Annotated in this window: 10 protein-coding genes and 2 pseudogenes; 4 read left to right on the forward strand and 8 right to left on the reverse strand. The window is 42.6% G+C overall.

The features are described from left to right. Positions 1–266: 266 nt before the first annotated feature. The 5 genes and pseudogenes from R2Q26_RS14805 to R2Q26_RS14825 all read right to left on the reverse strand — a co-directional run. Positions 267–562, reverse strand: a pseudogene (locus R2Q26_RS14805) (transposase); the annotation flags it as partial. Between the two features lie 391 nt (positions 563–953). Next, positions 954–1,319: a hypothetical protein gene (locus tag R2Q26_RS14810; protein WP_317536996.1), complete on the reverse strand. Its 366-nt coding sequence runs from the start codon at positions 1,317–1,319 to the stop codon at positions 954–956. Positions 1,320–1,495: 176 nt separating this feature from the next. After that, complete coding sequence (locus R2Q26_RS14815; RefSeq protein WP_317536997.1) at positions 1,496–2,191, reverse strand: response regulator; 696 nt, start codon at positions 2,189–2,191, stop codon at positions 1,496–1,498. After that, a complete protein-coding gene (locus tag R2Q26_RS14820; RefSeq protein ID WP_317536998.1) occupies positions 2,188–3,624 on the reverse strand; it encodes an ATP-binding protein in 1,437 nt (478 codons plus the stop codon). The genes R2Q26_RS14815 and R2Q26_RS14820 overlap by 4 nt, the downstream gene beginning before the upstream one ends. 444 nt (positions 3,625–4,068) lie before the next feature. Then, positions 4,069–4,681, reverse strand: a pseudogene (locus R2Q26_RS14825) (IS1595 family transposase). A 157-nt stretch (positions 4,682–4,838) separates the two neighbouring features. Between R2Q26_RS14825 and R2Q26_RS14830 the strand changes: the two are divergent. Then, on the forward strand, positions 4,839–5,057 hold the full coding sequence (locus tag R2Q26_RS14830; protein ID WP_317536999.1) for a hypothetical protein: 219 nt from the start codon (positions 4,839–4,841) through the stop codon (positions 5,055–5,057). Here the strand turns inward: R2Q26_RS14830 and R2Q26_RS14835 are convergent. Together R2Q26_RS14835 and R2Q26_RS14840 are read right to left on the reverse strand one after the other, a co-directional pair. After that, a complete protein-coding gene (locus tag R2Q26_RS14835; protein ID WP_317537000.1) occupies positions 5,032–5,349 on the reverse strand; it encodes a hypothetical protein in 318 nt (105 codons plus the stop codon). The two genes, R2Q26_RS14830 and R2Q26_RS14835, sit on opposite strands and share 26 nt — an antisense overlap. Before the next feature lie 216 nt (positions 5,350–5,565). Continuing rightward, positions 5,566–6,282 carry a carbonic anhydrase gene (locus tag R2Q26_RS14840; RefSeq protein WP_317537001.1) on the reverse strand — a complete coding sequence of 239 codons (717 nt, stop codon included), beginning with the start codon at positions 6,280–6,282 and terminating at the stop codon, positions 5,566–5,568. A gap of 174 nt (positions 6,283–6,456) precedes the next feature. On the opposite strand from R2Q26_RS14840, the gene R2Q26_RS15645 reads away from it, so the two are divergent. Next, entirely contained in the window at positions 6,457–6,750 is a 294-nt protein-coding gene (locus tag R2Q26_RS15645) for a DUF3883 domain-containing protein (RefSeq protein WP_411182373.1), read from the forward strand. Between the two features lie 716 nt (positions 6,751–7,466). Here the strand turns inward: R2Q26_RS15645 and R2Q26_RS14845 are convergent. Further along, positions 7,467–8,399, reverse strand: a complete 933-nt coding sequence (locus R2Q26_RS14845; protein WP_317537002.1) for a hypothetical protein — start codon at positions 8,397–8,399, stop codon at positions 7,467–7,469. 171 nt (positions 8,400–8,570) lie between these two features. Here R2Q26_RS14845 and tnpA point away from each other — a divergent pair, with 171 nt between their 5' ends. Both tnpA and R2Q26_RS14855 read left to right on the forward strand, forming a co-directional pair. After that, entirely contained in the window at positions 8,571–9,002 is a 432-nt protein-coding gene (gene tnpA, locus R2Q26_RS14850) for an IS200/IS605 family transposase (protein WP_317537004.1), read from the forward strand. A 120-nt stretch (positions 9,003–9,122) separates the two neighbouring features. Further along, positions 9,123–9,599 (forward strand): hypothetical protein, encoded by a 477-nt coding sequence (locus tag R2Q26_RS14855; protein ID WP_317537003.1) that lies wholly within the window; start codon positions 9,123–9,125, stop codon positions 9,597–9,599. Positions 9,600–10,329 lie beyond the last annotated feature (730 nt).

Genomic DNA, 10,329 nt, shown 5'->3' on the forward strand with positions numbered 1-10,329 from the left:
GGCAAATTCCATACCTTTTGAGTATCCCTCAATGCCAATATTTATGCTGGTTTCTATAGTATTTCAGGGGCGACTAACTAATCCATCGGGGATACCAGTAGGTCAATGGAAGTGAACTACCCAATAAAGCCGAGTTCTTAGCTCAACTGATTATGGGAGATGCAGGTTTTGAATTAACAACCTCATCTGTGTAACGAAGTCATCGGTTTCCCCTGCATACTTATACGCAAATTGAAAACCTGACGCAATTAGGGTCTGTTGACATTTCACATAGGTAGCCACAGATATCCACAAGCCATGGCGATCATGCTTTTGTAATTTCTCTTCAGTTTGTCATATCGTGTTGTCACTGCTCGATACTGCTTTAGCCTGGCAAAGGCGTTTTCCACCAAATGCCGATATCTATACAACCCCAATCCATATCTGCATTACCCTTAACCGACTTGCACTTTCTCGGTATCACAGCCTTGGCGCCCTTCTTTACTATCTGCTCCCGTATACATTCACTGTCATACCCCTTATCCGCTATAATCGCTTGCACATCAGGCAATCTGGCAATCAGCTGTCCTAAAATTGTCAACAGACCTTAGATCGCGATGAATCTGGAATTTTGCCGCTTTCATCCGGTATTTCAGGCTGCGTAATTGGCAGCTGGCAATTTCGGCTTTGATCAGTTGGTTTAGTGCAACTTCCGGAGACATTTGCTTGCTTCTATTTTTGACACATGCAAAAAAAACAAGATTTTGGAAGAATAAGCATCGTGGATCATCGTAGATTCATATTCGAAGTCACAATACTGTCCGATTAACCCTAAGCCTTTGATAGATAAAGCTTCAGTGGTTTTTGGGACGCGGTAAAATTGGTATGCGTCACCAGTTCCTCTAAAATTACTTTCATCCAAGCAGCTTGATCTTGGTTTTGCTTAACCGGACAGTAGTAACATTCAAAGGTTATTACACATCATACCTACTTAATTTCAGAGAAATTCCCGATTGCTCTTGTTTTCTTTCCTGATACTTTTCACATCCCTTCTCATGACCGCGCTGTTTCATTTCTTGCAGTTTAGTATTTTGTTCAGGAGTCAATATCGTTTTCAACCGTGATTGAGTTTCCTCACGAATCACTTTGCGTTTCTCTCCCTGTTCTTTGAAAAGAGCTTCAATTTTAACTTTCTGATCCTCACTCAATGTTAGTTCTTTGTTGAGCCATTCTATTTTCTTGGCGCGATATTGTTCATGATCACCTTCACCGCCTGAATGTGCGGCTAATGTCAGAGGAAATATTAAAGCAATTACCATACTATAAAGTTTTGCATACATAGCTTAGTTCTCCTGATTATGAATGATAATCAAACAGTTTTTTGCTGTTCTTAAGTTAACTATAGACAATAAATGCGTAAACAGTTTGCAGCAATTGTGGAAAAAATGTGGAAGTTAAAATACCTGACTAAATTACAAAACAATCTATGTAATAGCTTCTTAAAAAGCGTATAACATTAACCAGTACCTCCTTCATTATTATTTTGCAAATCATACCGATAACCAGCTCCGTAGACCGAATGAATCACTTCCTTTCCTGGAATTAGTTCATCCAGTTTTTTTCTCAACTTTTTGATATGACTGTCTATTGTTCTATCCGAAACGATACGCCGATCCTGATAAATCAAATCCATTAGCCTGGAACGCGAAAAAATACGCTCCGGCTGCTGATACAATGCATAGAGCAGTTGAAACTCAACAGCAGTCAATTCGATTTCTTGGTCACTATATTGCACCTTGAAACTTTGTGGGTAGAGCTTGAGCATCTGCTTTTCTGAATCGATGGCAGGTAACTGTAATCGGCGTAATACTGCCTTAACGCGCGCGACCATTTCCCGAAGACTGAAAGGTTTACAAATATAATCGTCTGCACCCATTTCCAGGCCTAGCAAACGATCAATCTCTTCAATACGCGCAGTTACAATGATGATTGGTACCTGACTAAAACTACGAATATCGCGGCAAATATCTAGACCATCTCTGCCCGGTACCATCAAATCTAGCAATACCAATTCAACCGTATTGTCTTTCAGCCAGGACACCACCTCTAGACCCTGGTTCAAACGATATGTCTGAAAACCAGCGTGATGCAAGTAATCAGCCTCCAAGCTAGCGAGTTTGGTTTCATCTTCCACGATGAGGATACGGTTCATGATGCAATCGGTAGGGTAATACACATCGCCAGGCCACCTAGTGGAGAATGAGATGCCATAAGAGTTCCGTCATGTGCTTTTACGATGTTATCGCAAATAGCGAGCCCCAGGCCAGCACCCCCAGAATGTCGATTACGCGAGCTATCGACACGGTAGAAACGATCAAACAGATGAGTAATATCATGGTCTGAAACGCCGGGAGTGCTGTCAGCCAGCTCAATCACAAGCTTGTGCTCAATACGCTGAATCTTGATTTGCACCTGGCCTCCTTGATCAGTATGATTCAAGCTATTCATAAGTAAATTGCGAAACAATTGCGATAGCCGATCCGGATCAGCATAAATCGACAAAGGCTTAGCTAATTGATTAGCCCAAGTGACTCTGATCTGTTTTTTGTCGAAATCAGACATAAAGACCGCAAGATCTTCCTGTAATAGCGGAACTGGATCAAACAAAATCTTCCGATAACTCAATGCACCCTGATCAGCCAAAGCAAGTTGGTAAAGATCTTCGGTCAGACGATTGAGTCGCATCACATCGTACGACAATGACTTGATCGTTCCCTGTGTTAGGGGGCGTATTCCATCCATGATCGCGTCCAGCTCACCACGTAATACAGCTAGTGGTGTACGCAGCTCATGAGAAATATCCGCCACCCATCTTCTGCGACTTTGCTCTGCCTGTTCCAGCGCTGCTGCCATATCATTAAAATTGCGTGACAGTTGGCCCATCTCGTCGTTTGATTCAACCTGCAGTCTGGTTTTGTAATCTCCCACGGCAAGCCTTCTCGCGGCCTCTGCAATACGTTTCAGCGGTTGCCCCAGGTGGCAAGCTAAAAACCAAGCGATAAATCCAGAAAGCGCAATCATCATCAAAGCAATCCAGAAAAATAAATCGGCTTGCCTTTCCATGAAATAAATATCGCTCGCCTGATTAACTGGATTTCCTGGTATGAGCCCAAGAAATCCAACTGTTTGATGATCAAACTTGATCGCAAACAAACGTAATTGAGAAAGTAATTCCTCGCGCCCAAAAAGTATCGTTCTGTCTGCATTCAATAGCATCACGCGTAGTCCAAATGGCAACCACCTTTGTTTAATTTTTTCAGGTAGGACTGTTGGCGGCCACTGCTGTTCAGGCGCTTGCTGCGCTAGTCTGATGACCCATTTTGGCGGATGATGGCGATGCGGATCAGCACGCCACAATAATGAAATCCAATCTAATTTATTTTTGGCCAGGTTTTCCCAGTCACGATGTTCGACATAATATTCCTCCAGGACGTGGATTATTTTATCCACTCGCTCCTGCTGTCTTTTCTCAACAAACTCAGTAAATCCTTTTTCCAGTGACCAGTGGGTAAAGAAATGCATACCTATGACCACGAATAAAGTTGTCAGCAAAAAAGTCAGAAATAATTTAGCTCTGATGGACATGTAATGCTCACTTCGACATACGTTCTGGAGAATAACACTTCCGAGCAACAGATACATATAACTCGCATTGCTCCAGCTGCATTAGGTTCTGCCAACATGTTAACGAAGTCAAATCAATGCTGAAACAAACTGTATAAACCCATATAATTTCTGACCATTTTTTATAGCACGAGAATATTCTTCTGTAATGTCTAATTTTATTGAAGAAACACTCAATCAAATGATGCTCTTACGAACCAATCATAACTTCTTGGATTAATTCGACTATTACGAAGTGGAATAACAGGTTCAATGCCTTTCTCAGTAAGCGTTTTGAATAAAAGCATCACTATCATAACCTCTATCACCCAGCAGAACATTTATCCCTTTTGCGTCAAGGTCAATAAATTCTCAGTTTGCCCGATATTGTTTACTTGTTCACTATTTAATAAGGGTCTTAGGAAGTTAAAGCGGGCTAAGCCGTAATAATTTGAGAATCTGATGATAGAGATTATCACGGCGATGATTAAAACGAAATTTGGTTTCTTTCAGGTGCAAGTAGAAAGTATGCGTAAGGACGCCATTGAACTTAGCCAGACGCCTCTTTGCAAAACTCCAGAAAGATCCGATACCGTTAATATACCGCTCACCATTGGCAAATTCATTCTCTCCATGATGAACCCGGAAGTGTTTGTCAAAACCAATATCAACCAGTCCATCATAGCCACGCCAGTCATCGGAATGGATGATCGCATCAGGCGCGATATGACCACGAATAATAGCTTGCAGCGTCACTTTAGAACAGTCAGGAACAATTTCCGTATAAACTTTTCCTTGCCGCTTGAGCACACCAAAAACAATCGTTTTCCCATAGGGGCCACGACCTCGTTTTCCTCGCGCGCTGGGCGCCAAAATAAGATTCATCAATCTCTACAGAACCTTGCAGTGGCGATTTAAGCTCACAACACTGGGCAATTCGCTGCCGTACTTTAGGGTAAATACTGTTGACCGATCTTACCGAAATACCCGTCAATTGTGCTGTACTGGTAGCAGTAAAATCCAGAGAAAAACACAGAATAAGTTACCTGAATTTTGCTGCTCTAATTCGAGAACGAAAATAGTATCTATTTTTAACATTCATCTCAGTAAGTTAACACACTGTAGTAAGTGCTTAACTTCCTAAGACCCACAAATATATAAGACAATCTCCTATGTGTTTCAGCTACAGCTGCCCTTTGAGGAGGCCGCAGGGCGGGAGCGGTTCGCATCCACAAAAAAATTTCATGAAAAATACTCGACGCACCCGACGACTCGACGCTTTCGATGTGCCACAAGGATTTCCGGGTAGGCAGGTGGCGACGAGGCGACGAGTGGGGTGTACTCGACGACGCGAGAAGCAGCAGTGGCGCAGCAAGGTCGCACTTCACATCACGGATGATCATCTGGCCCTCTAGGGAGTTGTTCGTGTGCGCCAGCTTCGCGCTTTTCATACTCGCCCTCTTTGTTGTACTTGTCCCTGAAATCGTCGTAAGCTGACCGATGCTTCGCTGGCATCGCCCTGTACATGTCTATGGTCGTGTCTAGATCAAGGATCTTTATGATGCAGAAAACCTTCCACACGTCCGCGTTGACGACGCCCCTATTGCCTACGTGTACTTCGACCAATATCTTCAAGTATCCCAGCACTCCCCCGCCACCGGGTCTTCTAGCCAGTGTCTTTCTCGATTCCCTAGAAAATACCGCCATACTGCAATATTGATGCCAGGCATGGGCTTCGGCGTTGAAGCAGCGTTGCGGATGGCCTCGGAGGAGCGCCACGCCACCACAGCACGCACCCATGTGGCAACAGGTCCGTTGCGTTTGATCCGCAACATCGAGTGCTATACCGGGCATGACTTTCTGGGAAACGTTGCGCTGTTGCGGCAAATTTACGGGGATAATCTCTCTCCAGGATTACTTGAATCAACTAAGGAAGCGTATCCTTCCGGTCTTAAGTTCATAAACAGCGCCCACCAGGACTACATGTCTCTCCTCTAGCGCGCGTTTTGCTTCCAGCAACACGAGCAATTGCTGCATTGACCAGCGTACGTTCGCTTCCACTGCTGCATGCAGTAGGTTCTCCCAACTCTGATTAAAATCGAGTGCTCTTAAGCCGGGTTTGATCAACTTGATGAGGTATTCGATATGTTCGGGTTCCTGGGCATGATGGAGTATCGCATCCAGAGTTGCAGCAACAGCCCCACAACCCTCATGACCCAACACGACAAACAGCGGTGTGTGAAGGTGCGATCCGGCATATTGCAAAGAGCCGACCACATCTTCGGCGATGATGTTCCCAGCAAGGCGAATCGTAAAAATATCGCCAAACCCCACATCGAAAATGAGTTCTGGTGGTACGCGCGAATCGCTGCATCCTATAACGGTGGCAAAAGGTTTTTGAGTTTCAATGAGCAAGTTTCGCCAGGAAAACTTCTCATGCGCATGAAGCGATTTCTCAGCCATGAACCGCTGGTTTCCACGCTTCAATCGATCCAATGCCTCGATAGCATTACGAGGATAGGGCTCGGTATTGATGGCATCTGGATCAGTCTTATTGGCTGCAACACAAGAAGTCACACCGAGACTCAAGCAGCAAGCCCCGAGCAACAATTGCCTTCGGGTAATGGACGGATTTGTCATGGACTAACTCTATTCTGTTCAGTCTGCATCAAGTTAATATTGACAGATAGCTATCATCTCCGGGTAGGATTTAAGGTCACGTTGCCTAGAGGGAAGATAATGCATCTACTCTTCTCATCATCGCGTCAAATCAATGTGTATCAAACAGACAATGATGCCTGAAAACCCAGGATAATCAAGGGGGAGCAACCAGCACACCGCGAGCGATATGGTTTACCGGCGGTCGGCAACGACAATCTCGGATATGACTTCAAAGTGCCAAACCCTGAAGGTCTCCTATTTGGCATAAGTACAGCTTCCTTCCTAATCGAAGTAAAGTCCACGATTACTGACGGTACTGGGTCATTTCTGATGTCCAGCAAAGAATGGAAAGTAGCTCGGCAATGTCATGAGAACAAAGGTGATAATGTCTACGTCATCGTACGAATGTCAAAACCTTCGAGCTTCCACGCATCGGCGACGTATTAATCGACCCTTTTGGTGCGTATCGCCGTGGTGAAATTCACCATACTGAACGAGACATGTGGATAATGGTTTCACCGCCTGTACTCTCATTGGACTAGACAGTAACGTTGTGGGTGAGTTTGTTTAGACGCGTTGATGATTGATTGGAGCGTGCTCGCTCATATCCGAAATCATGGAAACAGCATTTTATCAGTGCTGTAATCATTCCCTTTGATTGTCCGTCGATACTGCCTTACCTTGCTGAACGACAACAAACAAATCATAAACTGGCCATTAGATTGAATCCTCTCAGAGACGACTCTTAGTTAAATTCAGTCAGTCTATATCAGATTCAATTGAGGTTAATTTTCGAGCTGTCTGATCAATTTTGAGCTATTACAAAAGAGCTGCAATCAGTTTAAAAGCAAGGAGATTGACTAACAACCTACCGACAGGTGAGATGCAAGAAAAATGCATGTTATGTGGAAGCAGGAGCTGGAGTCCGGCGATCACCTCGGAGCACTCATCAATCCAGCTCGGCAATCTCGATATGTAACAACGACTTACACATAGGTGGCTCCCCGACCAGCGCTCGAACCTGGGACCTGCGGATTAACAGTCGCAGATCTCCTTAAGAAGAATAAATTTAAATTGACACCCTCACCAACCGAGACCACCAATCATGTATTCAATGGTATTCATGGAAAGTCCCTTCAGTATCCGAATGCAGAGGTACCTAATTAGTCTGATTGAATTGATTGTATTCTTGCGATTATTTCATCATACTTAACTAAATAATTGAAATTTTCTGGTATACCACTCGGTGGGTGGTCTAAATCATGTCCTACTTGGTCCAGATGGTCTGCAAACCAGGGCTCTCCAATAGCTTCACCATGCTTGGCGGAAGATAAGGCTACTGCACCGTCATTATCTTCTTGAGTGACAATCTTAATGTACGCGTGGGTTAATGATAAGGCATGACTGGTTTTATTCAAACTTCCATCCCGTCCAATACCGGCTACCCAAAAATAACTTACATTTGGATTATCTTCATATTCTTGATTGAAATTACGCATTGCAACTATAGTTAGGTCGTGTATTCCATCTTTTTTTATTCCTAATTCAGAAAGAGATTTCATGAACTCATCTATATTAAACCAAAGATTCAAAAGCTCGACCAAAGGGTTAACGCCTAGGAAGAATAAATCTGCTAATGGCGATCCTTTATGTGGAGTTCCGATAGTAGTTAGGGAGGTGATCAAATTGGCGATATTATCAGGGTTCGCTGGCGATAGAATAAAACGACTATCTAATCCACCCATGCTATGAGCGATAATATGAATTGGAGCTTTGGGATTAAAAAAGGGATATTCATCAGGATTATTAATTGCATTAATTATTTGTTGTCTTAATTGATTGCCTCGTTCTCTAATACTACCTACTGGACTTACATTTGTGATTAATACTTTGGCATTATGATTATTTTTAAGATGTCTCTCAACGCCATTAAAATAATTGGTGGAACCGACTGTGTTTAATCCAAAAATTCCATGTGCCAAAACAATATTTATATCTGTATTCCTATTTTCCGCAGATTCTCTGCTCGTTAATACAGAATTAGATATAAAAATTAAACAAAATACTAATATCGTAGAAACACAATTTTTTTTCATTTATTCTTTTCTAATCAGTCGATTAAGTTGTAGCAAAGTTGGTCATTGAGAAAAACCAAATAATAAATAAACGAGGTAATCCCCCGGCTTTGCCGGGGGACTATTAAAGGTTTGACCGTGTGATACGGTCACCTTGATTCTTTTAGCTTGATCAAGAGCTAGGAGAATCAAATAAGAGATTATCAGAGTTTGGTCCATACAACATGGGACTGTAAGTACCACGTTGTATTTATTCCGAAGAGAAGGAAAAAGGTGATATTTGGAGTAATACGAAAGCACCTTGGGAAGGTATTGCACGAGTTAGCAGAGCAGAAAGAATGCCAGATAGTGGAAGGACATTTGATGCCTGATCATGTACACATGTGCATTAGTATTCCGCCGAAGTACTCAGTGTCTTACGTAGTAGGGTATATCAAGGGGAAAAGTGCAATATCGATAGCACGAAAGTTTATGGAGAAATCGAGGAATTTCACAGGTGAAAGTTTTTGGGCGCGTGGTTATTTTGTATCGACCGTAGGGTTAGATGAAGAGATGGTTAGAGAATATATCCGACATCAAGAGAAGGAGGATGAACATTATGATCAGCTCAAGCTTGGTATGTGATGCCACCTTTAGGTGGCGCCAATTCTTGCCCCTTTGAGGGGCTAACAGAAATAAGCCTCCGGGCTCTGCCGGAGGTAATTTAACTCTCTGCGACGAATCCAGGAGTCCGGTGCAATAGGAATGGCTTTCAGGCCTGAGAAGAACAAGCAAGGTGAAGGCCTTGTGTTGTTCTTTCCCACAAAAAATGTACCCCCGGATATTCAGAAAGAACGTAAAGAAGTCAAACGGCTACTTGGACTTAACCCAGACAAAACGGAATTTCGCGTTATTTATGGGGCAACACCGCAAACAGACGATACTGTGGCTCTGCATACCCGCTCTGGATTTCAGATCCTTTTGAAGGAGCAGCGTACGTATCCAGCTCACAATATCCTCTCCGAGGATCAGGAAGCTTCCCCTTATCAGATCCGCATTCTAAGTGGATCATCGAGGCCGTCCGAGGCTTTCGCCATGATCCAATACAATGACTTGTGGTTTTGGATCGATAACCGTGATCTTCGATCAAAAGGTGCGTTCTCTTTCCTCCTTGTTCTAATGACCCTGTCAGAAACTACAGCGAAAAGTCCATCACCGGCATTGACGATCCGGGCCAATTAAACTTCTGTGATTCCCCATAATCAATGTGAACGGGGATCATTTTCTCAGGCAGATTCCGTCTATGCATTAGCTAATTCAGTGTGTGCCTATTTACTGCATTAACTATGTACAGGGGATTGGTTTGATATGGGTAAACCTGATCCCTTATTAAACATAAAAGAAGGGTAACGCTCATTTATCGACTCACAATCCAATCATTAAACATAAGATAAGCTTACTCAATCTTGCTGAAGAGCTTCAAAACTTCTCTTTGCAGAATATAAAATCTCAACATTTCAAATAGGAATGTATGCAATTGAATTGAAGATTTTCTTGACATCCTGAAGTAATCCACATTGCTTTTTAAAAAATATCTTGCATCAATCAAAACTACGGAAATAAACAATACAATAATAAGCTATTGATTATAAATGATATTATTATATGTTTAAAATTTAATCGATCCAGAAAAGATTATTACAAATAACCATCTTAGCAGCAGTACTGACAGATTATCCACAAAGTTATCCACAGAAATTGTGGACAAGTAATAATTTAATATAAACAAATTTGCAGAAACCATATAAATTACAATGATTCATGTGGAAAGTTGGCTATCTCTATTTGGGTAATAGTTCAAACCTTAACTGATCACATCAATATGGTTAAGACAGGAGCTATAGTCAAATCTGGTGTATAGAGAGTTAAGCGGCTGCCTGTTTTTGATCTCCTGATTGTTTAATACCGTTAA

This window comes from Nitrosomonas sp. Is37, from assembly GCF_033063275.1.
Taxonomy (GTDB): domain Bacteria; phylum Pseudomonadota; class Gammaproteobacteria; order Burkholderiales; family Nitrosomonadaceae; genus Nitrosomonas.

Coding starts and splice junctions, on each gene's coding strand:
- R2Q26_RS14835 (WP_317537000.1), bottom strand. CDS start 5,349: ATGGCGGTATTTTCTAGGGAATCGAGAAAGACACTGGCTAGAAGACCC.
- R2Q26_RS14845 (WP_317537002.1), bottom strand. CDS start 8,399: ATGAAAAAAAATTGTGTTTCTACGATATTAGTATTTTGTTTAATTTTT.
- R2Q26_RS14840 (WP_317537001.1), bottom strand. CDS start 6,282: ATGACAAATCCGTCCATTACCCGAAGGCAATTGTTGCTCGGGGCTTGC.
- R2Q26_RS14815 (WP_317536997.1), bottom strand. CDS start 2,191: ATGAACCGTATCCTCATCGTGGAAGATGAAACCAAACTCGCTAGCTTG.
- R2Q26_RS14855 (WP_317537003.1), top strand. CDS start 9,123: ATGGCTTTCAGGCCTGAGAAGAACAAGCAAGGTGAAGGCCTTGTGTTG.
- R2Q26_RS14820 (WP_317536998.1), bottom strand. CDS start 3,624: ATGTCCATCAGAGCTAAATTATTTCTGACTTTTTTGCTGACAACTTTA.
- R2Q26_RS14810 (WP_317536996.1), bottom strand. CDS start 1,319: ATGTATGCAAAACTTTATAGTATGGTAATTGCTTTAATATTTCCTCTG.